At 69.3% G+C, this 26,133-nt stretch carries 27 protein-coding genes; 9 read left to right on the forward strand and 18 right to left on the reverse strand.

The window, feature by feature from the left end; translation table 11 throughout:
• The first annotated feature begins 256 nt into the window (after positions 1-256).
• Positions 257-2,053, forward strand: a complete 1,797-nt coding sequence (locus tag ACYCO6_RS23610) for an outer membrane beta-barrel protein (RefSeq protein WP_459763845.1) — start codon at positions 257-259, stop codon at positions 2,051-2,053.
• A gap of 6 nt (positions 2,054-2,059) precedes the next feature.
• Here the strand turns inward: ACYCO6_RS23610 and ACYCO6_RS23615 are convergent, their stop codons facing one another.
• A complete protein-coding gene (locus ACYCO6_RS23615; RefSeq protein ID WP_459773683.1) occupies positions 2,060-2,764 on the reverse strand; it encodes an SDR family NAD(P)-dependent oxidoreductase in 705 nt (234 codons plus the stop codon).
• Positions 2,765-2,823: 59 nt separating this feature from the next.
• Positions 2,824-3,312: a nucleoside deaminase gene (locus ACYCO6_RS23620; RefSeq protein WP_459763847.1), complete on the reverse strand. Its 489-nt coding sequence runs from the start codon at positions 3,310-3,312 to the stop codon at positions 2,824-2,826.
• 145 nt (positions 3,313-3,457) lie between these two features.
• Between ACYCO6_RS23620 and ACYCO6_RS23625 the strand changes: the two genes are divergently transcribed.
• The 4 genes from ACYCO6_RS23625 to rsmD all read left to right on the forward strand — a co-directional run bounded on the left by ACYCO6_RS23625 (position 3,458) and on the right by rsmD (position 6,353).
• Complete coding sequence (locus tag ACYCO6_RS23625) at positions 3,458-3,649, forward strand: CsbD family protein (RefSeq protein ID WP_459763849.1); 192 nt, start codon at positions 3,458-3,460, stop codon at positions 3,647-3,649.
• 78 nt (positions 3,650-3,727) lie between these two features.
• On the forward strand, positions 3,728-3,904 hold the full coding sequence (locus ACYCO6_RS23630; RefSeq protein ID WP_007558816.1) for a DUF1328 domain-containing protein: 177 nt from the start codon (positions 3,728-3,730) through the stop codon (positions 3,902-3,904).
• A gap of 137 nt (positions 3,905-4,041) precedes the next feature.
• Positions 4,042-5,799, forward strand: coding sequence for a pseudouridine synthase (locus ACYCO6_RS23635; RefSeq protein ID WP_459763852.1), 1,758 nt, complete (start codon positions 4,042-4,044; stop codon positions 5,797-5,799).
• A complete protein-coding gene (gene rsmD, locus ACYCO6_RS23640) occupies positions 5,796-6,353 on the forward strand; it encodes a 16S rRNA (guanine(966)-N(2))-methyltransferase RsmD (protein ID WP_459763854.1) in 558 nt (185 codons plus the stop codon). Before ACYCO6_RS23635 ends, rsmD begins: the two co-directional genes overlap by 4 nt.
• A gap of 8 nt (positions 6,354-6,361) precedes the next feature.
• Here rsmD and ACYCO6_RS23645 read toward each other — a convergent pair whose 3' ends face one another.
• From ACYCO6_RS23645 to ACYCO6_RS23660, 4 genes are all read right to left on the reverse strand, one after another.
• The gene (locus ACYCO6_RS23645) at positions 6,362-6,715 is read right to left on the reverse strand and encodes a cupin domain-containing protein (protein WP_459763856.1); all 354 of its coding nucleotides are present in this window, start codon (positions 6,713-6,715) and stop codon (positions 6,362-6,364) included.
• A gap of 102 nt (positions 6,716-6,817) precedes the next feature.
• Complete coding sequence (locus ACYCO6_RS23650; RefSeq protein WP_459763858.1) at positions 6,818-7,243, reverse strand: helix-turn-helix domain-containing protein; 426 nt, start codon at positions 7,241-7,243, stop codon at positions 6,818-6,820.
• A gap of 400 nt (positions 7,244-7,643) precedes the next feature.
• Positions 7,644-8,540 carry an alpha/beta fold hydrolase gene (locus tag ACYCO6_RS23655; protein ID WP_459763860.1) on the reverse strand — a complete coding sequence of 299 codons (897 nt, stop codon included), beginning with the start codon at positions 8,538-8,540 and terminating at the stop codon, positions 7,644-7,646.
• Positions 8,541-8,584: 44 nt separating this feature from the next.
• Positions 8,585-9,190, reverse strand: a complete 606-nt coding sequence (locus ACYCO6_RS23660; protein WP_459763862.1) for a phasin family protein — start codon at positions 9,188-9,190, stop codon at positions 8,585-8,587.
• Between the two features lie 155 nt (positions 9,191-9,345).
• On the opposite strand from ACYCO6_RS23660, the gene ACYCO6_RS23665 reads away from it, so the two are divergent.
• Entirely contained in the window at positions 9,346-10,998 is a 1,653-nt protein-coding gene (locus ACYCO6_RS23665) for an AMP-binding protein (RefSeq protein ID WP_459763864.1), read from the forward strand.
• Between the two features lie 125 nt (positions 10,999-11,123).
• Here the strand turns inward: ACYCO6_RS23665 and ACYCO6_RS23670 are convergent, their stop codons facing one another.
• From ACYCO6_RS23670 to ACYCO6_RS23725, 12 genes are all read right to left on the reverse strand, one after another.
• Positions 11,124-11,447, reverse strand: coding sequence for a DUF6285 domain-containing protein (locus ACYCO6_RS23670; RefSeq protein ID WP_459763866.1), 324 nt, complete (start codon positions 11,445-11,447; stop codon positions 11,124-11,126).
• Positions 11,448-11,449: 2 nt separating this feature from the next.
• Positions 11,450-12,463, reverse strand: coding sequence for a phosphotransferase family protein (locus tag ACYCO6_RS23675; protein WP_459763868.1), 1,014 nt, complete (start codon positions 12,461-12,463; stop codon positions 11,450-11,452).
• Positions 12,464-12,466: 3 nt separating this feature from the next.
• On the reverse strand, positions 12,467-13,234 hold the full coding sequence (locus ACYCO6_RS23680; protein ID WP_459763870.1) for an SDR family NAD(P)-dependent oxidoreductase: 768 nt from the start codon (positions 13,232-13,234) through the stop codon (positions 12,467-12,469).
• Position 13,235: 1 nt separating this feature from the next.
• Positions 13,236-14,414, reverse strand: coding sequence for an acetyl-CoA C-acyltransferase family protein (locus tag ACYCO6_RS23685; protein WP_459773685.1), 1,179 nt, complete (start codon positions 14,412-14,414; stop codon positions 13,236-13,238).
• 16 nt (positions 14,415-14,430) lie between these two features.
• Positions 14,431-15,636, reverse strand: a complete 1,206-nt coding sequence (locus tag ACYCO6_RS23690; protein WP_459763872.1) for an acyl-CoA dehydrogenase family protein — start codon at positions 15,634-15,636, stop codon at positions 14,431-14,433.
• A gap of 274 nt (positions 15,637-15,910) precedes the next feature.
• Positions 15,911-17,890 (reverse strand): DNA mismatch repair endonuclease MutL, encoded by a 1,980-nt coding sequence (gene mutL / locus ACYCO6_RS23695; RefSeq protein ID WP_459763874.1) that lies wholly within the window; start codon positions 17,888-17,890, stop codon positions 15,911-15,913.
• 79 nt (positions 17,891-17,969) lie between these two features.
• Positions 17,970-18,326 carry a hypothetical protein gene (locus ACYCO6_RS23700; protein WP_459763876.1) on the reverse strand — a complete coding sequence of 119 codons (357 nt, stop codon included), beginning with the start codon at positions 18,324-18,326 and terminating at the stop codon, positions 17,970-17,972.
• A gap of 84 nt (positions 18,327-18,410) precedes the next feature.
• Positions 18,411-19,397, reverse strand: a complete 987-nt coding sequence (locus ACYCO6_RS23705) for a branched-chain amino acid ABC transporter permease (protein WP_459763878.1) — start codon at positions 19,395-19,397, stop codon at positions 18,411-18,413.
• 23 nt (positions 19,398-19,420) lie between these two features.
• Entirely contained in the window at positions 19,421-20,308 is an 888-nt protein-coding gene (locus ACYCO6_RS23710; protein WP_459763880.1) for a branched-chain amino acid ABC transporter permease, read from the reverse strand.
• Between the two features lie 28 nt (positions 20,309-20,336).
• Complete coding sequence (locus ACYCO6_RS23715; RefSeq protein WP_459763882.1) at positions 20,337-21,554, reverse strand: ABC transporter substrate-binding protein; 1,218 nt, start codon at positions 21,552-21,554, stop codon at positions 20,337-20,339.
• A 93-nt stretch (positions 21,555-21,647) separates the two neighbouring features.
• On the reverse strand, positions 21,648-22,391 hold the full coding sequence (locus tag ACYCO6_RS23720; RefSeq protein WP_459763884.1) for an ABC transporter ATP-binding protein: 744 nt from the start codon (positions 22,389-22,391) through the stop codon (positions 21,648-21,650).
• Complete coding sequence (locus ACYCO6_RS23725; protein ID WP_459763886.1) at positions 22,384-23,142, reverse strand: ABC transporter ATP-binding protein; 759 nt, start codon at positions 23,140-23,142, stop codon at positions 22,384-22,386. The genes ACYCO6_RS23720 and ACYCO6_RS23725 overlap by 8 nt, the downstream gene beginning before the upstream one ends.
• 197 nt (positions 23,143-23,339) lie before the next feature.
• On the opposite strand from ACYCO6_RS23725, the gene ACYCO6_RS23730 reads away from it, so the two are divergent.
• From ACYCO6_RS23730 to ACYCO6_RS23740, 3 genes are all read left to right on the forward strand, one after another.
• Entirely contained in the window at positions 23,340-24,218 is an 879-nt protein-coding gene (locus ACYCO6_RS23730) for a 2-dehydro-3-deoxygalactonokinase (protein WP_459763888.1), read from the forward strand.
• Positions 24,215-24,850, forward strand: a complete 636-nt coding sequence (locus ACYCO6_RS23735) for a 2-dehydro-3-deoxy-6-phosphogalactonate aldolase (RefSeq protein WP_459763890.1) — start codon at positions 24,215-24,217, stop codon at positions 24,848-24,850. The genes ACYCO6_RS23730 and ACYCO6_RS23735 overlap by 4 nt, the downstream gene beginning before the upstream one ends.
• Before the next feature lie 104 nt (positions 24,851-24,954).
• Complete coding sequence (locus ACYCO6_RS23740) at positions 24,955-26,121, forward strand: DSD1 family PLP-dependent enzyme (RefSeq protein WP_459763892.1); 1,167 nt, start codon at positions 24,955-24,957, stop codon at positions 26,119-26,121.
• The last annotated feature ends 12 nt before the right edge of the window (positions 26,122-26,133 follow it).

The following is a 26,133-nucleotide window of genomic DNA, read 5'->3' on the forward strand; positions in this document are numbered from 1 at the left end:
GATGATAACGGATTTTGCAGGAACTCTCAATCGTACCAGCAGCGTGTTCGAATGATTTCGATCCAAATCGCGAATTCAGGGCCGGAAGCGTCGTTGACGCGGCATTAACCATGCGGCCGCTAGCCTTCATTAACCATGCCGGTGACCTGTTCGGGGTCGGCATGACCTGTAGATCCCGGCATTCGGCGTCCGGGACTTCGGCGGAGGCCAAAATCAGGTGCGGACCGCGTGCGCTGACCGGCGAGGACGGCAGGAGATGCGGCTTGCCGTCGCGGTGCTGGCAGTCGTGCTCGGCACCTCCGCTGTTTCGGCTCAGCGATTCGACGCGACGAGCCCGGTCGTCGGTCAGCCCGACAATCCGGGTATTGGCCAGGATACGGCCCCGAATGGCCTCCCGGTCCTGCGACGGCGCATTCCGGACGGCCTCTCGCGCGACGACGGGCGCGCCTCGCCCAGCGGCGACACCCCGGGCGGGGATCAGACCGGCGGCGACAGCCTGCGATCGCCGCTCTCGCCCCCGATCCCGACCCAGTCGCGCTCGCAGCCCGGCCTCTCGCAGCTCGATACGCGCGTAACCAGCGGCGGTCAGCGGACCGGCGGCACCACGACGGCGCCGAACAACCTGACTCCGACCAGCCTCCTGAGGACCCGCGCTGCCCCACCCCGGCGGATCGGCTCGGCGACCCGCAGGGTCACCCAGGAGGTGACGCAGATCCCGAGCCCGTCGCTGCGGCTGACCCCGATCATCCAGCAACCGGTGGTCGGGGTTCCAGTGCCGCAGACGGTGACGCCGGTGCGGCCGATCCTACCGCTGCTGGCGATCACCCCGGCCCTCGGTCTGCTGACCCCGGGATTTATTCTTGGGACGGACTTGGCGCGGCCGATCCCGACCGATCCCGCCTATGCGCCGATCGGCTACCAGATCGGCACTCTTACGGTGCTGCCGAGCTTCGCCCAGAGCTTGGGATACGATTCGAACCCGGACCAGACGAGCCGGGAGCTCGCCAAGGGCTCGGCGGCGTTCCGCACCGATGCGGCCGTCGATTTCCAGAGCAATTGGTCCTCAAGCGCCCTGCAGGGCTCTCTGCGCGGCTCGTATCTGGAGACACCCCAGAACGAGGCCGCCAGCCGCCCAGCCGCGGACGGGACCGTGCGCCTGCGCATCGATGCGAGCCGGGATCTGCATATCGACGCGGAGGGACGCTTCCTGGTCGACACGCAGCGCACGTCCAGCCCCAACCTCCAGGCGCTGACCGGGCTGGCGGCGACGGCGACGAGCCGCCCGCTACTCGCGGTTTACGGGGCATCGCTCGGGGCCACGGAGACGTTCAACCGACTGTCGGTGACGCTGCGCGGCTCGGTCGACCGCTCGGAATTCGACAATGCCAAGCTCGCCGACGGGACGATCATCAACCAGTCCGACCGCAACTTGAACCAGTACAGCCTCCAGCTGCGCACGGCCTATGAGGTCAATCCCGACTTCAGCCCCTTCATCGACATCCTGGCCGATACGCGTGTCTATGACCTGCGCCTCGACGCGGGCGGTGTGCAGCGCGACTCGGACGGCATTGCCGTGGCTCTGGGCGCGAGCGTCGGGCTCGCGCGCACGCTCACCGGCGAGATCTCGGCCGGCATCCAGCACCGCACCTACGTCGATCCGAGCCTGCGCGACATCAATGCGCCGCTGCTCAACGCGGCCCTCGTCTGGTCGGCGAGCCCTCTCACGACGGTTCGCCTGACGGCCGCGACCGGCGTCACCGAGACCACCGTCCCGGGCTCGAGCGGCATCCTCACCGACGTGGCCACCCTGGAGGTGCAGCACGACCTTCTGCGCAACCTGTCGATCGTGGTTGGCGGCTCGTTCCTGCGCAACGATTACCAGGGCAGCACGATCCGCGAGACCGGGTTTTCGGCGACAGCCCGGCTCGATTACCACTTCACGCGCTGGCTGACCTTACGAGGCACGTACATCTACCAGCAGCTCGACAGCACGGTGATCGGCTCGAGCTTCCGCGAGAACACGTTCCTGCTCGGCTTGCGCGTCAATCCCTGAGCGCGGTCAGAATCGCTCCACCCAGGGCCGCAGCTCCAGCTCCGAGGTCCAGGCACTCCGGTCCTGGCGCAGCAGGTCCCGGTAGGCCCTGGCGATGGCGTCGGGATCGAGATGGCTGTCGGGCGCGTCCGCGGGCTCGCCACCGCGAACCGGATTCCGGATGGCACCGTCGATGACGATGTGCGCCACGTGAATTCCCTTCGGCTGGAGTTCCCGCGCGAGGCTCTGGCCGAGGCCGCGCAGGGCGAATTTCCCCATGGCGAAGGGCGTCGATCCGGCAAAGCCCTTCACGCTCGCCGAAGCGCCCGTCAGCAGGATCGCTCCGTGGCGGTGTGGCAGCATCCGGCGGGCGGCCGCCTGTGCAACCAGAAATCCGCCATAGGCCGAGACCATCAGGGCCTGGGCGACTGCCGCCGGATCCAGGTCGGCGATGGGCCCCCGCAATCGTCCGCTGGCGTTGTAGACGACCACATCGGGAGCACCCCCGAGCGCCGGCTCCAGCCGCGCGAACAGGGCTTCGACCTCGCTTGGCCGGCTCGCGTCACAGGCATGGACCGCCGCGCCGGTCTTGGCCGCGAGAGCGGCGAGCTTCTCGACATTCCGAGCGGCGAGGCCGATCCTCAGCCCGTCCGCGGCGAGCAGCCTGGCAAGCGACGCGCTGAGTCCAGAGCCCGCGCCGACGATCAGGGCCCGGGAATAGGTCGGGGTCATCACGTCGCCTTTCTTCGCGCTTCCCGAGAACGCGCATGCGGCGGCCGGGTTCGCCGCGCTCACGCTCGCCTTTGTGCGAAGAAGTCTCGAAGCAGCGCCGCCGCCTCGCGCTCGCGGAAGCCGCCATAGATCTCCGGCGCATGATGGCAGGTCGGCTGGTTGAACACGCGCGGCCCGTGCTCCACGCCGCCCCCCTTCGGATCGGCAGCGGCATAATAGAGCCGCCGGATCCGCGCGAAGGAGATCGCGCCCGCGCACATCGGGCAGGGCTCCAGGGTCACGTAGAGATCGCAGTCGATCAGCCGCTCGTCACCGATCGCCGCGCAGGCCGCACGGATCGCCAGGATCTCGGCATGCGCGGTCGGATCGTGCAGCAGGCGCGGCCGGTTGTGGGCGACAGCCAACACCGTGCCGTTCCGGACGATGACTGCTCCGACCGGCACCTCGCCCGCTGCGGCGGCATCCCGCGCCGCCGCGAAGGCCTGATCGAACGGTGCGGGCCCGCGCGGAGATTCCGGCGCCGCTTGTTGGATCGGATCGGCTGCCACCGTGTTCTCACCCCGTCGCGGAAACGGCCACGGTCCAGGGCCACGGATTGATCCACATCAATGTTAAACCCTGGAACATTCGACCGACCGTAGCCGTTGTCCTACCGAAGCGGCACCGCCGCACGATAGTGAGAAGGACAACGCCATGAGCAGCACCACCGACAAGATCAAGGGCGTCGCCAACGAGGCTCTCGGCAAGGCCAAGCAGGGCCTCGGCGACGTGACCGGCAACGACAAGCTGAAGGCCGAGGGTGCGGCTCAGGAGCTGAAGGGCAAGGCCCAGGGGACCGTCGGCGACGCCAAGAGCGCCGTGAAGTCGGCCACCGACAAGCTCTGATCGCTGGGGATTGCTTGGAACGGGATCGGGTTGGGGTGTGTTCCGACCTTGATCCGGCCTGAATAACGCGAGGTTGCCATGATCGGTTGGGCTATCACGTTTCTCGTCGTCGCTCTCGTGGCGGCTCTGCTCGGTTTCGGCGGCATTGCCGGCACCGCCGTGGAGGCGGCCAAGATCGTCTTCTTCGTGGCGATCGCCCTGTTTCTCATCTCCGCGGTGTTCGGCGTCATGCGGGGCCGTTCGCCGAGACTGTAACGGCGGGGTTTCGGCCGATTTCAGGGGGCGGCCCATCGGGGCCGCCCCTTTCCGTTTTGGGCGTTGAGCCACTCATGGCTGCAAGAGCTCTCAAGACGCGTCTCGCCTGTCCGAAGCGGCTCTGATAAGGCCCGCGCATGAGCGACATGCCGAACGATGACACGCCGGAAGGGCCGAACCGCCCGGAGCCGGACACCGCGCGCCCCGTTCGCTGGGCCCCCGCAACCGATGCCGGCAGCGCGAGCGAGGCCGCGGGTTCCGCCAAGGCCGGTCCGAGCCGACGGGATGCCGCCCGGAAGGCACCCCAACCGGGCGCCGAGACACCGGCGGCCCCGGATGCCGACGCGCCGACGCCTCCTGGTGAACGCATCGCGAAAGCGATGGCCCGCGCCGGCATCGCCTCGCGGCGCGATGCCGAGACGATGATCCTGGCCGGCCGCGTGAGCGTCAACGGCGAGACCCTGACCTCTCCGGCCCGCAATGTGACCGAGGGCGATCGGATCCTGGTGGATGGGGAACCGATGCCGTCGCGCGAGCGCAGCCGCCTGTGGATCTTCCACAAGCCGCGCGGCGTCGTCACCACGGCCCGGGACCCGGAGGGACGTCAGACCGTCTTCGACATTCTGCCCGAGGACCTGCCCCGGGTCGTCGCCGTCGGACGCCTCGACATCAACACCGAGGGGCTGCTGCTCCTGACGAACGACGGCGGCCTCGCGAAGGTGATCGCGCATCCCGACACCGGATGGCTGCGCCGCTACCGCGTCCGCGCCCACGGCGACACCGATCAGGCGCAGCTCGACAAGCTCGCGAAGGGCGTGACCATCGACGGGATGGAATACGGCCCGGTGGAAGCGACCCTGGATCGCGTCCAGGGCGACAACGTCTGGCTGACGCTCGGCCTGCGCGAAGGCAAGAATCGCGAGGTCAAGCGCATCCTCGAACATCTCGGCCTCTCGGTGAACCGGCTCATCCGGCTCTCCTTCGGGCCGTTCCAGCTTGGTGATCTGGAAGTCGGCTTGGTGGAGGAGGTGCGCACGCGCGTGCTGAAGGACCAGCTCGGCAAAACTCTGGCCGAGCAGGCGGGCGTCGACTTCGATAGCCCGGTGCGCGAACCGATTCCGCCATTCGGAGGGCCGAAGAAGGCCGAGCGCGACGCCAAGCCGACCCAGGCGTCAGGCGCCAACCGGCGCAATGCCGCCCGGCCGGCTCCGGCACCGCGCGTCTCAACGGGTGGCTCCGGCCCGGGACCCCGCAACGCCTCCTGGCGGGCCGACGAGGGGTCGAAGCCGCGGGGAACACGCATTCCGCGCCGGGGCTCAGATCCGCGGGCCGCTCAAGCCGTTGCGGCCGAGCGCGGCCACGAGCGGGTCGGGTCCATTCGGGCCGGGGAGCGTCGGATCGTGGTGGAGCGTCTCTCCGCGACTCCGGTGGAGGCCACTCCTGCGGCGAAGCCGCGCCGCCGCTACGCCGACAACGCTGTGGCCGAGCGGCCGCAACGGGGTGCCGCCGGCCGTCCGGATCGCGAAGCCGCGCCGCGCGGCGAGCGGGGGGTCGGCCAGCGGCAGCCGCGGGAGGCCGGCCGGGCCGCTGAGCGCGCCGAGGCGCGGCAGGACGAGCGCCGCGGCGGCAAGCCCGGTGGTCGAAATGAGCGATCCTTCGATGGCGCTCCGGCTCAGGGCGCGCCGCGGGGCAAGGGCGGCTTCCGGGCGCAGAATTCCGCCCCCGGCGGCGGCAGGCCCGGATTTGGCGGACCGAAACCCGGGGGCGCGCGCCCCGGCGGGAAGCCGGGCGGCTTCGCCGGCAAGGGGCCGGGTAGCAAACCGGGTGGTCGTCCCGGTGGTGCTCGAGGCGGTGGCAAGCCCGGCGGCGGGCGGCCCCCGCGCGGAACGCGATGAGGATTGTCGGTGGTGCGTGGCGGGGCCGCAGGCTTGCCACGCCGCGCACCGACGCCATCCGGCCGACCTCTGACCGGTTGCGCGAGTCGCTCTTCAACGTCCTGACGCACGCCTATGACGGGGCCGTCACCGGGGCCCGGGTGCTGGACCTCTTCGCCGGAACCGGGGCGCTCGGCTTCGAGGCGCTGTCGCGGGGCGCGGCCTACGCGCTTCTGGTCGATGAGGGGGCGGAAGCGCGCGCGGTGATCCGATCGAACATCGAGGCGCTGGGCGCCGAAGGGGTGACCCGTCTGTTCCGGCGTGACGCGACCCGCCTGGGGCCTTCCGGAACGGCGGGACAGTTTTCCCTCGTCTTCTGTGACCCACCCTACGACCGTGACTTTGCGCCCCGCGCCCTGGCGAGCGCGGCCGAGGGCGCTTGGCTGGCGCCTGACGCACTCGTCGTCGTGGAGGAGGCCGAATCCGTGCAACTGGCGTGGCCGGAGGGTTTCGCGGAACTGGAGAGGCGCGTCTACGGCGACACCGCCGTCGCCATCGCGCGCTTCGCCGGCTGAAGCGCGGTTTAGGTATCCGCCGGCATGTCCGCCTGCGGCCCGACATGGATCGCGAGCCAGACAGTCGGCGAATCCGTCCGCTCCACGCGGTGCAACCGGTGCGGCTCGATCAGTACGGCGTCGCCGGCAACGAGCCGACGGGGCGATTCCTCATCGGCGAAACGCAAGTCGGCCGATCCCACCAGGACCGCAACCCATTCGGCATGCGGTTGATCGTAATGGAACCCGGGCGGGCTCGCCTGCCCGTTCGAGACGATACGCTCCACCCGGAGCCCGGGCGCCTTGAACAGCACGGAGACGACTTCGTCCAATGTGTCGTGCGGCAGGTCGGCGAGGAGGTTCGTGACAGTCGTCGGGAGCACGGGCTTCGTCTCTCGGCTCAGGTGTCGAGAGACCACGTGCCCGGGCCGCGCGGCCCGGTCAATCGAGATCGGCCGCCCTCACGCGTTCGCTGACGAGCCGTTCTAGGCTACCGGGTCCGCCGATGCTTCCGCGGACGAGCGGGTCTGCCCGATCCGCGCCGCCGATTTGACCAGAGCGATGACGTCGCGCCGCATCTGATCGTCGCCGATCTGGTTGAAGGCGCGCAGCAATTCTACGGCGCCAGCCACACGCAGAAGCGCCGGGCCGCTCTCGGCCGCAGCCTCGGGCTCCGGCTCGAAGAAGCTCGAGACAGGGACACCGAGCCGCTCGGCGATCGCCTGAAGGCGCCCGGCGCCGACCCGATTCTTGCCGGTCTCGTACTTCTGAACCTGCTGGAAGCTCACCCCTAGCGCGCTGGCGAGAGCGGATTGGCTCAACCCGTTCGCGGCGCGCAGGAACGCGATACGGCTGCCGACCCCATGATCGATGGCCGTGGTCTGTTTCGGCTTGGGACTTGGATTGGCCATGGAAGGTAGTCCGAAAGTCTTCTCTGCTGACAGGCACGCTCGCCCGGAACTGAGCCGCCGATCTCATCGAAAAGGCGTAGAGGCGCTCGGCTAAGGTCCGGACCCGCACTCGTTAGTGCCACAGCCAGGCCGCGCGCGCAACGAATGGTTACGCTTGTGAAATCTGAGGTCGCCCGTACATCCGCTTTTTGAAGTTCATCAATACAATCTGATTATAGCATAATGCATAATCTAGACAATCGTAAAGCGTCAGTCCCATAAGTTTTTAACTATCTAAAAATTTGGACATCCGTCGGCTCTTCTGGTGGAACGCGCGAGATGCGCGGACTCCACGTCGGCGGGGACGATGACCACCTGACCTAATCGGGCCAACCCTCGGTCCTGATCGGCTCTGCCGCGCTCAGGCAGGCGGTCCGAGCCACTCGGTGACGATACGCAGCTGGTCGTCGTCCATTAGGGCGGGGGCGTGACCGCAATCGGGTATCTCGACCCGCTCCGTCGGCGGACCGCGTCGGGTCATCTCGTCCGCGGTCGAGGCTAGCAGCAGGTCCGAGTGCTCGCCACGCAGCAGCAGGACGGGACAGGTGATCGCATCCCAGTCGCGCCACATGCTGACGCTGTAGACCCGGCCGGGCCGGAACGCGTCGCCGATGCCGGGGTCGTAGTGGGGTCGCCAGCCGCCGTTCGGCTCGCGGAAGAAGCTGTGCTTGGCGATATGGCGCCACTGCTCGTCGGTGAGGGGACCGAAGGCCGCAAGAACGGTGCGCAGCCGCGATTCGCCCGAAGCGAGATTGTGGTGGAGCCGCGGCGCGTCGCGCAGCCGCGAGCCGATCTGGCGGATCGGCGCCCAGGGCAGGAACGGGCCGATATCGTTGATGACCATGCGGCGGATCGGCGTGTTGGCGGCGGCGGCCAGGACCATGCCGGTGAGACCGCCCAGCGACGTGCCGACCCAGTCTATCTTCCCCGGGACCTGCAGGTGCGCGATGAGCGCCGCCATGTCGGCGGCGTATTGAGGCAGCCCGTACAGTTCCGGATCCTTCAGCCATCCGCTGAGGCCACGCCCCGCCAAGTCCGGGCACACGACCCGGTAGCCCATTCGTGCCAGCCGGTAGCCCAGGGCGTCGAAATCCCGACCCTGCCGGCTCAGGCCGTGAACGCAGACGACCACGTGCGGGCTGTCCGGGTCGCCCCATTCGACATAGGCGATGCGATGGAAGTTATGCCGTGCGTAGGACCAGAACTGGCCGGTCCGGAAGGGCACGTCGGCGCGGCTGAGCTCGTCGAGGCGCGGCATCGGCGTAGGTGGTTCCTCTGCGAGCTCTCCCGCAGCGCGCAGCATCACGGCGCTTCCATGCGTGCGGCGGCCTCGCGGGCGAGGCGGCCGGTCGTCTGGTGAAGGTCGACCATCTGATCGGTCAGCCGGCGCGACTGCTCCTGCAGGAAGGCGATGTTCAGAGCCGCGGCCTCGCGGACATCGGCGGCCTTTGCGAGGCGTTCGGCGAAATCCAGGGTGGCGCGGACATTGGTGTCCGAGGCGACGAGCATGCGGTGGGCGATCTCGCGCATGGCCGCCATAGAGTGGAAGGCGTTATCCTCGAAGGCGTTGTAGAGCCGCGCACCGACCGCGTCCCATTGCTCGCGCATCTTGCGGGCGCCGGCAATGTTGCTGTCGGTGAGCTGGTGCGCCGTCTCGCGGCTGGAGCCCATCACCGAGCGCCAGCCTTCGAACGTCTGCGCCATCGACGCCTCGAAGGCATTCAGCGCCATTTCGCCGGCCTCGGCGAAGCGCTCATAGGCGTCGCGCGCCCGCGCCACGCCATTCTCCGCCACGGCGCGCCCGGCCTGCGTGGAGACCATTGGCAGGTTGTCGTTCCCCACTTTCGTCTCCAGCGTGTCGGCCGACCGCGTGTCGCGAAGACTGCGCTTCGCCCACACCAGGGGCATTCAACAGCGCCGTTCCGGCGTCAACACACACCTGTGACAGAACCTCATGGGGGCTCTGGATGTGATCGGCGCGGCGATTGACAGCCGGGACGGGTCCGAAATCATTTCCCGGCGGAGCGAACGCCACGCCCGCGGCCCGAACAGAAGGCAGGACGATGACGGCGATGCACCCGGCCCCTGCTCGGCCCCGAGAGGCCGGTCATCACCCGTTCGAGACCGGGCTCGACCGGACTGCCGCCAACTACGTCCCGCTCACTCCGGTGAGCCTGCTGGCGCGTGCCGCCGCTGCCGCGGGGGCCGGGATCGCGGTCATCGACGGCGCGCGGCGTCTGACTTATACGGAGCTCTACGCGCGCTCTCGCCGGCTCGCCTCAGGACTCGCGCAGCGCGGAATCGGCCATCTCGACACCGTGGCGATCCTGGCGCCGAACGTGCCCGAGATGGTCGAGGCGCATTTCGCCGTGCCCATGCTCGGCGCCGTGCTGAACCCGCTCAACACCCGGCTCGACCCGGCGACCATCGCCTTCTCGCTGGCGCATGGCGGCGCCCGGGTGCTGATCGTCGAGGCCGAATACGGCGCGCTGGCTGCCCAGGCGCTGGCGGACCTCGCCACGCCCATCCTGGTGGTGGCGATCGGCGACGCCGGGATCGACGGCGCGCTTCCCTATGAGTCCCTGCTGGCCGAAGGCGACCCGGACTATGCCTGGACCGGTCCGGAGGACGAGTGGCAGTCGCTCTGCCTGCTCTACACGTCCGGGACCACCGGCGACCCGAAGGGTGCGGTCTACAGCCATCGCGGCGCTTATCTCCAGGCGCTGGGCAACGCCGTCACGTTCGGGCTGAGCGCGGACAGCGTGTATCTCTGGACACTGCCGATGTTCCATTGCAGCGGCTGGTCGTATCCCTGGGCCTGCGTCGCGGCCGGCGCGACGCAGGTCTGCCTGCGCAAGGTCGAGCCGGCCGCCATCTTCCGTCTCATCGCCGAGCATCGCGTGACACATCTCTGTGGCGCCCCGATCGTTCTGTCGATGATCGCCCACGCGCCGGAATCCGACCGCGTGGCTTTCCCGCAGCGGGTGCGCTGTGCGGTCGGCGGGGCTGCGCCTTCCTCGACGATCATCCGCACCATGGAGGAGCTCGGCTTCCAGGTGACGCATCTCTACGGCGCCACCGAGAGCTACGGCCCGGCCACGGTCTGCCTGGCGCAGCCAGATTGGGCCGATATGACGGAGGATGATCGATACGCCCGGATGGCGCGCCAGGGCGTCCCGCTCGCGACGCTCGAAGGAGTGGCGGTGATCGATCCGGCGACCGATCAGCTGGTGCCCCGGGACGGCAGGGCGGTGGGCGAGATCTGCCTGCGCGGCAACACCGTGATGAAGGGTTATCTCGGCAATCCCGACGCCACGGGGCGGGCGCTCGCCGGCGGCTGGTACCGGACCGGCGACCTCGCCGTCTGGCATCCGGACGGCTCCGTGGAGATCAAGGACCGGGCGAAGGACATCATCATCTCAGGGGGCGAGAACATTTCGAGTCTCGAGGTTGAGGAGGTGCTGATGCGCCATCCGGCCGTGATGCTGGCGGCCGTGGTGGCGCGGCCGGACCCGACCTGGGGCGAGAGCCCGTGCGCGTTCCTTGAGGTGAAACCCGGAGCCGACGCACCCAGCGACCAGGAATTGATCGCCTTCTGTCGCGAGCGGATGGCCCGGTTCAAGGTTCCCAAGACCGTCGTGTTCGGCCGCCTGCCGAAGACCTCGACGGGCAAGATCCAGAAATTCGTGCTGCGCGAGCAGGCCCGGGAGCTCTGATCGGAAGCTTGGCGCTTTCCGATACCCTCCTCATCCTGAGGTGCCGAAGCGCAGCGGAGGTCCCGAAGGAGGTCTCCCGGGATCGCGCGGGTGGCAGTTCCGGGAGCGACCGAGGCCGCGGGCACTCAGCCGCCCGGTGCGGTCGGCTTCCAGACCTGAGCAGCGACCTCCGCGGCCGCGCTCAAGGCGGCGTGCAGGTCGGGATCGGCGTCGCGCGCGCCGGCGCGGATCGCCCGGACCAAACCCTCCACGGTTTCGCCGGCCAGGACCTGATCGGCCGCGGCGCGGAGGGTCTCGGCCTGCGCGATCTCGCGCGCCGCGATCCCGATGGCGTTGGCGACCATCAGAGCGACGTACCGCGGACGCCCGGTCAAGCCTGGAACGACCTCCTCGGTGAGCGCCCGGCGGGCGGCGTCGAGCAGGGCGGCGCCGGCGGGATCGTCCTGCATGCTCAGCTCCAGTTCTCCGGCGCGGTGGCCTGAAGGATGGCGCGCTCCAGATCGGGCACCATCCGGCCGGTGAGTGCCAGCTCCAGGGAGAACTCGCGGCCGGAGACGTGGCGGGCGCCCTGCTCCAGGGCGATCACCGCCCAGCGCAGATGGGCCAGCACCTCCCAGAAGGCAACACGGGCGGAATCGATGGGCCGTCCGCTTGCCTCCGTGTAGCCCCGGTAGAAAGCCGCGCGGGAGCCGATGCCGCCGGCCTCTAGTTCCGGCCTGCCGAAGCGCCAGCAGGCGGCGCAGAACCAGCCGAGATCCTGCGCGGGGTCGCCCCAGCCGGCGAACTCCCAGTCGAGCACGGCGGTGAGGCCGGCCTCGTCGACCATGTAGTTGCCGGTGCGGAAGTCCCGGTGGACGAGGGTCGGCGCCGGGCAGTCGGTTGCGCGGACCTCGCCCCAGCGCAGGCCCCACTCGATGGCCGGTCGCTTCGCCCCAATGCCCTCAAGGCTCGCGCGAAGCCGCGCGATCTCGGCCCGAGCAGGGTCCGGTTCCGGCGCTCCCAGGAAGGCCAGGGCGGCGGGCAGTGGCTCGCTTGCGTCGAGGGTCGCGTGAATCTTGGCGAGTTCGCGGCCGAGGTCTTCCGCCAAGCGCTCCCGGTCGCCCCCCAGGCTCAGGTCCTTGGCGATGCGCGGCCCCAGGCCCACGCCCTCCACCAAGCCCATGAGCGCAAACGGCGCGCCGAGGACCGTCGGATCCGCGCAGAACCCGACGGGTTCAGGCACCCGCACACCCGCGCCCCAGACCGCCTCGAGGATCCGGAACTCCTCCGCTCGGGAGCGGCTCGACGCGATGGTGGCAGCGGCGTCCATGCGCAACACGAAGGCCCGTGCGGCGTCTCCGAGTCGGCAGCGGACCAGCCTGTTCTCCTGGATCGAGCCGCCGGCGAGCGGCCGGATCTCCTCGATGGCGAGGTCCGGGCAGCCGAGGTGCCCGGCCATCCAGTCCCGCAGCCGTGCGTCGTTCATCCGCTACAAGCCCGAAACGAGGTGGCCGCCATCGACCGCGACGACGCTCCCGGTCATGTAGGCGCCGGCCTCGGAGGCGAGCAGCAGAAGCGGGCCGTCAAGTTCGGCCGCCTCGCCGAGCCGGCGCTGCGGCACGCGCTTGATCAGGGCCTTGCCGGCATCGGACTCGAAGAACGCGTCGTTCAGCTCGGTCTTGATGTAGCCGGGTGCCAGCGCGTTCACCCGGATTCCGTGGCGTGCCCATTCCAGCGCGAGGCTCTTGGTGAGCTGCACCACCCCGGCCTTCGAGGCCGCGTAGGGCGCGAGCCCTCCGGTGACCCGCAGGCCCAGGATCGACGCGATGTTGACGATGCTGCCGCCCCCACCGTGTCGGACCATGCGCCGGCCAGTCGCCTGCGCCACCGTCCAGACGCCCTTCAGGTTCGTGTCGAGCACCGCGTCCCACTCGGCCTCGTCGAGGTCGAGGGCCGGCTTCGTCGCGGTGACGCCGGCATTGTTGACGAGCACCCGGACGGGTCCGAACCGCGCCTCCGCGGCATCCAGCGCCTGCTCGACGCTGGCCGCATCGGTCACGTCCATCACCACCGCGTGGGCCTGCCCCCCCTCCTGTTCGACGCGGGCGACGGTCTCGGCGAGGGCGTCGGCCCGTCGCGCGCAGAGGGTCAGGTGAGCCCCGGTCCGCGCCAGGGTCCCGGCGAAGTGGCGGCCGAGGCCGCTGGAGGCGCCGGTCACTAGGACGTGCCGGCCGGCGAGATCGAAGAGATCAGGCATCTCAGTGCAGCCGCTCGACGGCCAGGGCGATCCCCTGGCCGCCGCCGATGCACATGGTCACCAGCCCGTAGCGCCCGCCTGTCCGGGCGAGTTCGTAGAGGGCCTTCACGGCGATGATCGTGCCGGTCGCGCCGATCGGGTGGCCGAGTGCGATAGCGCCGCCGTTGGGGTTCACCTTCCCCGGGTCCAGATCGAGGGCTCGGGACACCGCGCAGGCCTGGGCCGCGAAGGCCTCGTTCGATTCGATCACGTCGAAATCCGACGCCCGCAGGCCGGTCCGCTCGAGCAGGCGCTGCACCGCCGGGACCGGGCCCATGCCCATCTCGGACGGGTCCACACCCGAATGGGCATAGCCGACGATGCGGGCGAGCGGCGTGAGACCGTCGCGCTGCGCCCGGTCGGCGCTCGCCAACACCACGGCGGCCGCGCCGTCGTTGAGCCCCGACGCGTTGCCGGCCGTGACGCTGCCGGTCTTCGCGAAGGCGGGGCGCAGCTTGGCGAGATCCTCGGCGCTCGTCGATTTCGGGTGCTCGTCAGTGTCGAACGCCACCATCTCGCGCTGGCGCTGAACTTCGATGGGCAGGATCTGCTCGCGGAACCGGCCTTCCTGGATCGCCCGGGCCGCCCGGGCCTGGCTCTCGGCGGCGAATTCGTCCTGCGCCGCCCGGGAGATGCCGTAGCGCTCCGCGACATTCTCGGCGGTGATGCCCATATGGCCGTTCCCGAACGGGTCGGTCAGCGCGCCGAGCATGTAGTCGACCAGCAGGGCGTCGCCCATGCGCTGCCCCGTGCGACCGACCTTCAGGAGGTGCGGCGAACGGCTCATGCTCTCGGCGCCTCCGGCCACCGCCGTCTCGGCATCGCCGAGGAGGATGGACTGGGCCGCCGAGACGATCGCCTGCAGGCCGCTGCCGCAGAGGCGGTTGACCGTCATGGCGGGCACCTCCTTGGGGATGCCCCCCTCCATGGCGGCGACGCGGGCGATGTAGGCGTCCCGCGGCTCGGTGGGGATCACGTTGCCGAGAACGACGTGGCCGACCGCTTCCGGCCTCGTCCCGGACCGGCGCAGCGCCTCCGCGATGCACTTGGCCGCCAGCTCCGAGGGCGGGATAGCCGCCAGCGCGCCGCCGAAGGTGCCGATCGCGGTTCGCACCGCGCCTGTGATCACGACATCGGTCATGCTCGTCATCTCTCGCTCACGCGCCCACCGGCCACGACCAGAAGGCGTCGCCTTCGGCTTCCAGGTTCCGGTTGAGCACCATCTTGTGGACCTCGTCGGCCCCGTCCACCAGCCGGGCCTGCCGGGCGTAGCGGTAGATCCATTCGAGCGGCGTGTCGGTGGAGTATCCCCGGGCGCCGTTGATCTGGATCGCCACGTCGGCCGCCGCGTGGAGCAGGTTGGCCACGTGGACCTTGGCCATCGAGACTTCCTTCCGGGCGAAGCTGCCCTGGTCGAGCGCCCAGGCGGCCTTCATCACCAGCAGACGGCCGATCTCGATCTTCATGGCGAGGTCGCCGAGCATGAGCTGGATGCTCTCGCGGTCGGCCAAGCGGATCCCGAACCCGTGGCGCTCGGCCGCGTAGGACCGGGCGATCTCGACGCAGCGCTTCGACAGGCCGAGCCAGCGCATGCAGTGGGTCAGCCGCGCCGGGCCGAGGCGGATCTGCGTCAGCTTCAGGCCGTCGCCCTCGTTCATCAGGACGTTCTCGGCCGGGATCTCCAGCCCCTCGAACAGCAGCTCACAATGGCCGCCATGCTCCTCCGGCCCCATGATCGGGATGCGGCGCAGGATCCGCCAGCCGGGCTGGTCCTTGTGGAACAGGAAGGCTGTCAGCCCTTTCCGCGCATCGTCGGAGGTGCGCGCCATGAGGATGAAGTGGGCGGCCTCCTCGGCGCCGGTGATGTACCACTTCCGGCCGGTGACCACGTAGGTGTCGCCGCGCCGCTCGGCCCGGGTCTGGATCATGCCGGGATCGGAGCCGCCGCCGGGATGGGGCTCGGTCATGGCGAAGGCCGACCGCACCCGGCCGTCCACGATCGGCGCGAGCCAGCGCGCCTTCTGGGCGGGGGTGGCCACCTTCTCCAGTACCATCATGTTGCCGTCATCCGGCGCGGCGGAGTTGAACACGACCGGCCCGAAGATCGAGCGGTTCATGGCCTCGTAGCAGACGGCCATGCCGACCTTGTCGAGGCCCGCCCCGCCGGTCTCCGGCTGGAGCTGAAGGCACCAGAGGCCCTGTTCCCGGGCCAGGCCCCGCAGCCGGGCCAGCTCCGGAAGGTTGATGTTGCCATGGCCGTCATAGGCCGCCGGGTCCGCTTCCAGCGGCAGGATGTGGGCATCCACGAAGGCCGCGATCCGCGCGCGGTACTCCTCGACGCGGGGGGAGATGGTGAAATCCATGTCGCGGCCTCCGGTGGATGCCTGTGGGCGGTCGGGGGCGGCGCCCATCAGATTGGGAGCACCCGCTGGCGCCCGTTCTCTCCACGATCGAGGCCCGTACAGGCAACCGCAAGGCGAAACGAAGTGCAGCGGCTGTTCCGCACCCGCGGCGTTCGGGAGGGTATCGCCGCCGAAGCGTGCCGGAGCACGCACTCCCGCGCGGCCACGGTCTGGCCGCGTGGTCGAGAGTACCTTCGGCGATGCCGAGAGCGCTGCAGCAGGCTTGGCCGGCGCTTCACCGACGGCCGAACAGCCGCTCGATGTCGGTGAGTTTCAGCTCGATGGAGGTCGGGCGCCCGTGGTTGCACTGACCCGAATTTGGGGTGGCCTCCATCTCGCGTAGCAAAGCGTTCATCTCTTCCGGACGCAGGCGCCGCCCAGCGCGGATCGAGCCGTGGCAGCTCATCCGCGACAGGACCGCGTCCAGGCGCCGCCCCAGCGGGCCGCCTTCCGTGGCCGAGGCGCCGCCCTCCTCCTCACCGCTGGCTTCCAGGGCGTCGAGGATGTCGGTCACGAGGTCGCGCACCGAGGCGCCGATCAGCGCCGCAGGTACCTCCCGCACAAGCACGGCGCCGGGCCCGAACGCCTCGACCGCGAGGCCAAGCCGGTCGAGATCCGGGGCGGCGGCGACGAGCCGCTCGGCCTCCTCCGGGCTCATCTCCACCACGTCGGGGATCAGCAGGCCCTGCCGGGCGATGCCGCCCGCCGCCCGCTCGGCCTTCATCCGCTCATAGACCAAGCGCTCGTGCGCCGCGTGCTGATCGACAATCACGAGACCGTCCTGCGTCTGGGCAAGAATGTAGGTCTCGTGGATCTGGGCGCGCGCCGCCCCGAGGGGGTGGTCGATAGCCTCGTCCGCCTCGGCGAGCGGCCGGATATCCGCCTGGGGCGGCGCAACGATATCCGTCGCCGTGTCCGGCCGCTCGAACATGGCCTGGGCGGCCTCGCCGAATCCGCTCTCTTCCGCCGGGACAAGTCCGCGCTCCGGCCGGCTTCCGGGCGGCGCGGGGGCCGGTCGCCAATCGTCCGACTTCCTGTAGCCCGAGGGTGCTGCCACCGAGGGCGTTCCGGCCGGGAACAGGTTCGGCCGCGTGGGCCGGAACAGGCTCGGCGCGGAGGCACCCGAATGCGTCGAAAGGGACGGCGCGGCCGGTCGCAGGACGTCGAGGGTCCGGGCTGCTCCGGTCGTGGCCGAACGCGCGCCCCCCCGGCGGAGCGCGTCGTGGATCGCGCTCACGATCAGAGCCCGCACCAGTCCCGGTTCCCGGAAGCGAACCTCGGTCTTGGCCGGATGGACGTTGACGTCGACGCGGTCCGGGTCGCACGCGATGGCAAGGCCGAGCACCGGATGGCGGTCCGAGGCGAGCGTGTCGGCATAGGCGCCGCGCACCGCGCCGAGCAGCAGCCGGTCGCGCACCGGGCGGCCGTTGACCACGAGGTGGATGTAGCCCGCCGCACCCCGGTGATAGGTCGGCAGACCGACATGGCCTGTGACCGTGAAGCCTTCGCGGGCGAGCGAGACCGGCAGGGCGTTGGCGGCGAAATCCGGCCCCAGCACCGCGGCAAGCCGACGCAGATCCGCCTCGGTCCCGATCTCCGCCGGCAGGAGCAGGGGCTGACCCGCATCGGCCCGCAGGGTGAAGCGGATCCCCGGATGGGCCACGGCGAGGCGCCGCACGGTCTCGGCGATGGCGGCGTTCTCCGCCCGATCGGATTTGAGGAACTTCAGCCGGGCCGGAGTCGCGGCGAAGAGTTCCGTGATCTCGATCCGCGTCCCGCGCTGCGCCGGGGCTGGGCGGACCACGCCCTTCAGGCCGGATTCCACCGTGAGGCTCGCGCCCGCCTCGGCGGAGGGGGTGCGGGTCACGATGGCGAGGCGGGAGACCGCGCCGATCGACGGCAGGGCTTCGCCGCGGAAACCCAGGGTGCCAATCGCCGAGAGGTCGCCGTCCGGGAGCTTTGAGGTCGCATGGCGCTCCACGGCGAGTGCCAGATCGTCCGGCGTCATACCGTGCCCGTCATCGACGACGCGGATCAGCCTCCGGCCGCCGCCCTCCACGGAGACCTCGATGGATCGGGCACCGGCATCGATGGCATTCTCGACCAACTCCTTCACGGCTGAGGCCGGACGCTCCACGACTTCACCCGCCGCGATGCGGTCGACGAGCACGGGATCGAGGCGGCGGACGGACGGCGCTGGTGCGGAGGTGGACATCTGCCGCCACGATAGCCCCTGGGGAGCGGCGATCCAAACGCGTCCGATGGCAGGGATGCTCCGGGATGCCGAGCGTGCCTCAGGCGCGCCGGGCGGAGCCTCCGAGGGTGATGCGGTTCGCGCTTCCGCCCCGCATCCCGTGGCTCGGTGCCGCGTAAGGACGCCGAGACAGGTCGTAGAGTGCGCTTCCGACGAGGCCGGCGGCCCGGCGGAGGCTCGCACCCTCGCAGGTCGCGGCGACGCGCACGCCGATCTCGTGGGTATGACTCCGGCCGTAGAGCCAGACCGCGAGGCGCGCACGGGTCGCCTCCGGGATGCCGTCCAGCAGGAAGGCGGTGCCTTCGGGATCGGCCTTGATCAGGCGGCCTACCGTCTCCGGTGGAACCGGGCAGTCCAGCGCGGGATCGTCGATGCTGAGCGACGGGGCCTTCGTCATGGCGGCACCTGACAGCTTCTCACCGTCAGGTTGCGTCATGTTGGTTAACGAGGGGTTATCGATCGCAGGCCGGCGCGGCCACGCTTAGAGCGGCTTACGGATCAGGCGGGCGACGAGGCCGATGATGCCCTCGCGGAACAGCAGCACGCAGAGCACGAAGACGCAGCCCTGGATGATCGTCACCCAGGCGCCGAACTGCGCGAGGTACGTCTCCATGGTGACGATCACGAGTGCGCCGACGATCGGCCCGAACACCGTGCCCATGCCGCCGACGAGGGTCATCAGCACGACCTCACCGGACATCGACCAGTGCACGTCGGTGAGCGAGGCGAGCTGGAAGACGATGGCCTTGGTGGAACCCGCAAGGCCTGCAAGCGTCGCCGAGAGCACGAACACCGCGAGCTTGTACTGGCTGGCCCGGTAGCCGAGCGAGATCGCCCGGGGCTCGTTGTCGCGGATCGCCTTCAGCACCTGCCCGAAGGGCGAGTGGATGATCCGGTAGATCAGCAGCATCCCGGCCATGAAGATCACGCAGACGACGGCGTACATCGCCCGGTCGTCCGCGAGGCTGAAAGCACCGAAGAGATTGCCGCGCGGGACCGCCTGGATGCCGTCCTCGCCGCCGGTGAACTTGGCCTGCAGCGAGAAGAAGAACGCCATCTGGGCGAGCGCCAGGGTGATCATCGAGAAGTAGATGCCCTGACGGCGGATCGCGAGCGCGCCGAAGACGAGTCCCAGGAGCGCCGCCGTGGCGGTGCCGGTGAGGATCGCGAGTTCCGGCGTGAAGCCGAGGCTCTTGGCCGTATAGGCGCAGAGATAGCTCGCCATCCCGAAATAGGCGGCGTGGCCGAAGGAGAGCAGGCCGCCGTAGCCGAGCAGCAGGTTGAAGGCGAGCGCGAACAGCGCGAAGCACAGCACCTTCATCAGGTAGACGGGGTACAGGACCAGCGGCGCCGCGATCAGCAGGACCGCGATGCCGATGAAGATGAGACGGTGGAGCGCCTTGTCGTCCCGGCCCGTCGGCAGCGCGGCGGCGATCGGGGCGGCGTCGATGGCGGCGGTATCGGCCATGGGAGTCGTCCCTCAGATCGCGATCAGGCCGTGCGCCCGAACAGGCCGGCGGGTTTGACGAGCAGCACCAGCACCATGATCACGAAGATCACGGTCGCTGACGCCTCCGGATAGAATACCTTGGTCAGCCCCTCGACCAGGCCGAGTGTGAAGCCCGTGATCACCGAGCCGATGATCGAGCCCATACCGCCGATCACCACAACGGCGAAGACCACGATGATGATGTCGGCGCCCATGTTGGGATTCACCGAGTAGATCGGCGCGGCGAGCACCCCGGCAAAGCCCGCGAGCGCGACGCCGAATCCGTAGGTGAGCGTCAGGAACAGCGGCACGTTCACGCCGAAGGCCTGAACCAGGGTCGGGTTCTCGGTGGCGGCGCGGAGATAGGCGCCGAGCTTGGTCTTCTCGATGACAAGCCATGTCGCGATGCAGACGGTGAGCGAGGCGACCACCACCCACGCGCGGTAGTTCGGCAGGAACATGAAGGGCAGGCGCTGGCCACCCGAGAGTTCCGCGGGAATCGCGTAGGGCAGGCCCGAGACGCCGTACTGATTGCGGAACAGGCCCTGGATGATCAGTGCGAGCCCGAAGGTCAGGAGCAGGCCGTAGAGGTGGTCGAGCTTGTAGAGCCGGGCGATCAGCAGCCGCTCCAGCACGATGCCGAAGGCTCCCACAACCAGGGGTGTCAGCCCCAGCGCCCACCAGTAGCCGAGCCCGACATAGGTGAGCAGCATCCAGGCCACGAACGCGCCCATCATGTAGAGCGCGCCGTGGGCGAAGTTGATGATGTTCAGGAGCCCGAAGATGATCGCCAGCCCGAGCGACAGGATTGCGTAGAACGACCCGTTGATCAGGCCGAGCAGCAACTGTCCGAACAGCGCCTGCGTCGGCACACCGAAGATCGTCGTCATGGGCTCCCCTCCGTACCGCGATCGTGCCTCAACCCTTCACGAGGGGGCAGTTGCCCTCGTTGAGCGGCCGGAAGACCTGATCGCCGGGGATCGTCTCAAGCTTCTTGTAGAGGTCCCACTCGCCCTTCGACTCGGCGGGCTTCTTGACCTCGAACAGATACATATCGTGGATCTTGCGGCCGTCGGCGCGGATCGTACCCTTGCCGAACAGCGGGTCGTCGGTGGGCATCGCCTTCATCTTGGCGACCGTGGCAGCACCGTCAGCGGTGGATTTCAGCTCGGCCACCGCCTTCAGGTAGTGCAGCACGTCCGAGTAGACGCCCGCGTGGTTGGCGGTGGGCTTCGAGCCGTTCTTCATCTGCTTGGCGAACCGGTCCGAGAAGGCGCGGGTCTGGTCGTTGAGGTCCCAGTAGAACGGTTCGGTGAGCACCAGCCCCTGGGCGACCTTGGTGCCCAGCGAGTGCACGTCCGAGGAGAAGACCAGAAGGCCGGCGAGCGCCTGCCCGCCCTCGGTGATGCCGAACTCGCCCGCCTGCTTGATCGAGTTGATCGTGTCGGTGCCGGCGTTGGCGAGCCCGATCACCTTGGCGCCCGAGCCCTGCGCCTGGAGCAGGAAGGATGAGAAGTCCGAGGTCGGGAACGGCGTCTTCACCGAGCCCACGACCTTGCCGCCGTTCTTGGTAATGACCGCGGTCGTATCGCGCTGGAGCGTCTGGCCGAACACGTAATCGGCGGTGAGGAAGAACCACGTGTCGCCGCCGCGCTTCACCATGGCGCCGCCGGTGCCGTTGGCGAGCGCCACCGTGTCGTAGACCCAGTGGATCGTGTTCGGGGTGCATTGCGGGCCGGTGAGGTCGGCGGTGCCGGCGCCGGTGTCGATGAAGACCTTGTTCTTCTCCTTGGTCACCTGGCTGATGGCGAGCGCCACCGAGGACGTCACGCCGTCGGTGATCATGTCGACGTTGTCGCGGTCGTACCATTGCCGGGCGATGGCGGCTCCGACATCCGGCTTGTTCTGGTGGTCGGCCGAGATGATCTCGACCTTCAGACCGTGCGCCTCCGGCTTGAAGTCCTCGATGGCGAGCTTCGCGGCGACGACCGAGCCCTCGCCGCTGATGTCGGAATAGGCGCCGGAGCGGTCGCCCAGGATGCCGATCTTCACGTTCGTCTGCGCGGCCGCGGTGCCCATCATCAGGGCGCCGGCGAGGGCGGCGAGGGTCACGGGCCGGGCGATACGTCCGAACATTGCGTTTCCATCCTCCAGCGGCGCGGCGGACCTCTGCCGGCCGAGTATCACGGCGCCGATTGCTGGCGCTTCTACGGTTTTAGAGTGCAGGCTTCAGACGCCGAGATAGGCGTGCAGCTTGTCGATATTGGCGTCAAGCTCGGCATTGGGGATCATATCGACCACCCGGCCCTGCTCGATCACGAAATGCCGGTCCGCCAGGGTCTGCGCGAAGCGGAAGTTCTGCTCCACCAGCACGATGGTATAGCCTTGAGCCTTCAATTGCTGGATGGTCCGTCCGATCTGCTGGACGATCACCGGCGCGAGGCCCTCCGTCGGCTCGTCGAGCAGGATCAGCTTGGCGCCGGTGCGCAGGATGCGTCCGATCGCCAGCATCTGCTGCTCGCCCCCGGAGAGCTTGGTGCCCTGGCTGCCGGCGCGCTCCTTCAGATTCGGGAAGAGCTGGTGGATCTCGGCCACCGACATGCCGCCCGGCTTCACTCGGGGCGGGAGCATCAGGTTCTCGTGGACCGTCAGACTCGCGAAGATGCCGCGCTCTTCAGGCACGTAGCCGATGCCGAGCCGCGCGATGTTACGCGAGGCCATCCGCACGGTCTCGACCCCATCGTAGACGATCGAGCCGTTGCGCTTGCCGAGGATGCCGATGATCGCCCGAAGCGTAGTGGTCTTGCCGGCGCCGTTTCGGCCGAGCAGTGTGATCACCTCGCCGGCCCGGACGTCGATGTCGATGCCGTGGAGCACGTGGCTCTCGCCGTACCAGCCTTCGAGGCCGCGGACGGTGAGGAGCGATCCGGCTGCGGCGGAGGGCGCGGGCGTCTTCAGGGCTGCCTCACGCATGTCCCGCTCCGATATAGGCCTCGACCACGCGCGGATCCTTCGAGACAGTGGCGTAGTCGCCCTCGGCGAGGACCTGGCCCCGTGCCAGGACGGTGATGCGGTCAGACAGGGACGCCACCACCGACAGGTTGTGCTCGACCATCAGGATGGTCCGGTCCTTCGAGACACGCCGGATCAGCGCGGCGGTCCGGTCCACATCCTCGTGGCCCATCCCGGCCATCGGCTCGTCGAGCAGCAGCATCTCCGGGTCGAGGGCGAGCGTGGTGGCGATCTCGAGCGCCCGCTTGCGCCCGTAGGACAACTCCACCGCCAGAACATCGGCGAATTCCGAGAGGCCCACCGCCTCGACCAGCGCCAGCGCCTCGCTGTTAAGGGCGCGCAGCACCCGCTCGGGCCGCCAGAAATCGAAGGAATCGCCCCGTCGACGCCGCTGGAGCGCGATGCGGACATTCTCCATGACCGTGAGGTGCGGGAACACCGCAGAGATCTGGAAGGAGCGCACCAGCCCGAGCCGGGCTACGTCGGCCGCCTTCATGCCGGTGATGTCGCGGCCTTTGTAGCGGATCGTCCCGGCTGTCGGGATGAGGAACTTGGTCAGAAGGTTGAAGCACGTGGTCTTGCCGGCGCCATTCGGTCCAATCAGCGCGTGGATCGTGCCACGTTCAACCTGCAAGGCTACGCTGTTGACCGCGCGGAATCCCCTGAATTCCATCGTCAGCCCGTCGGTCGCCAGGATCACGTCCCGTGCCAAGCGTGCCCCTCCCAGTTTGATTTCTTGCCCGCCATATCGCCGATCCACTGGCGAACAGTCCATCGCAATCGGACGACTCGGGGCGACAATCCCCGGTCAGTGATATTCCGAAGGTTCGCGCGCCGCATCGCGCGACAGTCAGGCTTGACCATCGGACCGTCGGCCCTTAACTCAGACAAATCGCGTGGAGGGGTCGCATGGCCGATCGGACGGCCTACCTCGCCGTCGACTGGGGCACGACGAACCGCCGGGCCTTCGGGATGACGGCAGACGGTCGGGTGGTGGAGAGCCTGCAGGACGACCGCGGCGTCCTCGCTCTGGCGCCAGGCGACTATCCGGGGGAGATCGCCGGTCTGCGTGAGCGTCTGGGCGCGCACGCGATCGTCGCCGTTGGAATGGTCGGCTCAAGCCGGGGCTGGCGGGAGGTGCCCTATGTCAACGCGCCCGCCACCCTGGAGCACCTCGCCGCCGCCAGCGTGGAAGCCGCGCCAGGCGTGCGGATCGTTCCCGGTGTTGCGCTGCGGGACGGAAAGCGACCGGACGTCATGCGCGGTGAGGAGATCCAGGTGCTCGGCGCTGTTCGTACCGGCGCGGCCCCGCCGACTGCACTCTTCTGCCAGCCGGGCACGCACAACAAGTGGGTCGAAACGGTGGATGGCGCGATCACGGCTTTCACCACCGTAATGACCGGCGAGTTGTTCGCGCTCGTTCGTGCGCACGGGGTGCTCGCCGGCATGCTGGATGGGGACGTCACGGATGGGGCCGCCTTCCGCAGGGGCCTTCGCCGCGGGCTCGCGTCGCACAACCTCGCCGTGACCCTGTTCGAGATCCGGGCCAGCGTGCTTCTCGACAGGCTCGCCCCCGCCGACGCGGCCGCTTACGCCAGCGGGATCCTGATTGGCGCGGATGTCGGGACCCGCGAGGATCTCCGCCGCCGACCGGTTCATCTCCTCGGCGGTGGTGCCTTGACGGCGCTCTACGCGGTCGCGATCACCGAAGCTGGCGGCGTTCCCATCCTGGTGCCGGACGGGTCCACCACGGCCGGTATCCACGCCGTCTGGAGACTGCAGGCATGACTATCCTGGCGCGGTTCGAGGCGGCGTTCTCGGCCTGCCCGCTCGTGGCGATCCTGCGCGGGCTGACGCCCGATGAGGCAGCGGAGGTGGGCGAGGCCCTGGTTGACGCGGGTTTCACCCTCATTGAGGTGCCGCTCAACTCGCCGGAGCCGATGCGGAGCATCGCGATCCTCGCGGACCGCCTTGCGGGCCGCGCCCTGGTCGGCGCGGGCACCGTTCTGACGCCGGCGCAGGTCGCGGAGGTCGCAGCGGTTGGCGGGGCCCTGGTGGTGTCGCCCAATACGGACGCTCCCGTGATCCGAGCCACGGTGGCGGCGGGCCTCGCCTCGCTCCCAGGTTACCAGACGCCCACCGAAGCGTTCACGGCTCTGGCGGCCGGGGCGACGGCGCTCAAGCTCTTCCCGGCGGACGTCGCCTCACCCGCAGCGCTCAAGGCGCATCGGGCAGTGCTGCCGCCCGGCACGCGCGTGCTGGCGGTCGGCGGTGTCACGCCGGACAGCGTGGCCGGATGGCGGCAAGCGGGCGCCGACGGCTTCGGCCTCGGATCGAACCTCTACCATCCCGGCAAGGCGGCAGCCGATGTCGGGCGGGACGCCGCCGCCTTCGTCTCGGTTATCCGCAGCTCCGCATAGGCCCGCGAGACCGCCGGTTCCGCGCTATCGCGGACGGCCGGTCTTGGAGGAGGCTCTGCGAACGCCTATCAGGCAGCCCTGGCGGTGGTGACGGGAGCAGGTCGATGGGTGGTGAGAGTGCGGTCCTGTCGGACAGCGACGGTCTCGGCGGTCTGGAGACCCCGTGCCTCCTGCTCGATTCAGACCGGCTGAAGGCCAACGTCGCCGTCATGCGGGCGCAGCTCGACGGGCTGGGCGTCCTCCTGCGTCCGCACCTCAAGACCGCCAAGTCGCTCGACGTCGCCCGCATCGCCATGACGAGCCCGGCCGGGCCGGCGACCGTTTCGACCTTGCGCGAAGCGGAATACTTCGCCGACGGCGGCGTCCGGGACATGATCTACGCGGTGGGCATCGCGCCGCAGAAGCTCGACCGGGTCGGCAACATCCGCCGGCGCTGGGGGACAGATCTGGCGATTGTCCTGGATTCGGCCGAGCAGGCCGAGGCCGTCGCGGCCTGGAGCAGCCGCAACGGCGAATCGCTGCCGGTGCTGATCGAGGTGGACGCCGATGGCCACCGGTCCGGCGTCAATCCTCGGGACTCCGAGAACCTCGTCGCGATCGGCCGCATCCTCGCCGAGGGTGCCACCCTGCGCGGCGTGCTGCTTCACGCCGGCGACAGCTACGGGCTGAACGATCCCGCAGCGCTGCGGGAGGCGGCCGAGGCCGAGCGTCTGGCGGCTGTCACGGCGGCGTCCATCCTTCGCGAGGCGGGCCTGCCCTGCCCGGTGGTGAGCGTGGGCTCGACACCCACCGCGCGCTACGCCGAGACGCTCGACGGCGTCACCGAGGTACGGGCCGGCGTCTTCATGATCGGTGATCTCTTCCAGGCCGGCGTCGGTTCCTGCACGGTGGACGACATCGCCCTGACCGTCCTGGCGACGGTAATCGGTCACCAGCGGGACAAGGGCTGGATCATCACGGATGCCGGCTGGATGGCGCTTTCGCGGGACCGCGGCACGGCGCGGCAGGCGGTGGACCAGGGCTATGGCCTCGTCTGCGACCGGTCGGGGCAGCGCTATCCGGATCTGATCGTGAAGGATGCCAATCAGGAGCACGGCATCCTGGCCCTCAGGACAGGGACGTCGGCCACGCTGCCCGACCTTCCTGTCGGCGCGCGCCTGCGTATCCTGCCGAACCATGCCTGCGCCACGGGGGCCCAGCACGACCGCTACCACGTGGTCACCGGCGGGCGGCTCACAGGAGAAGTCTGGCCGCGCATCAACGGCTGGTGAGGCAACGTCCGC

The sequence above is a fragment of the Methylobacterium sp. CM6257 genome (assembly GCF_054611515.1).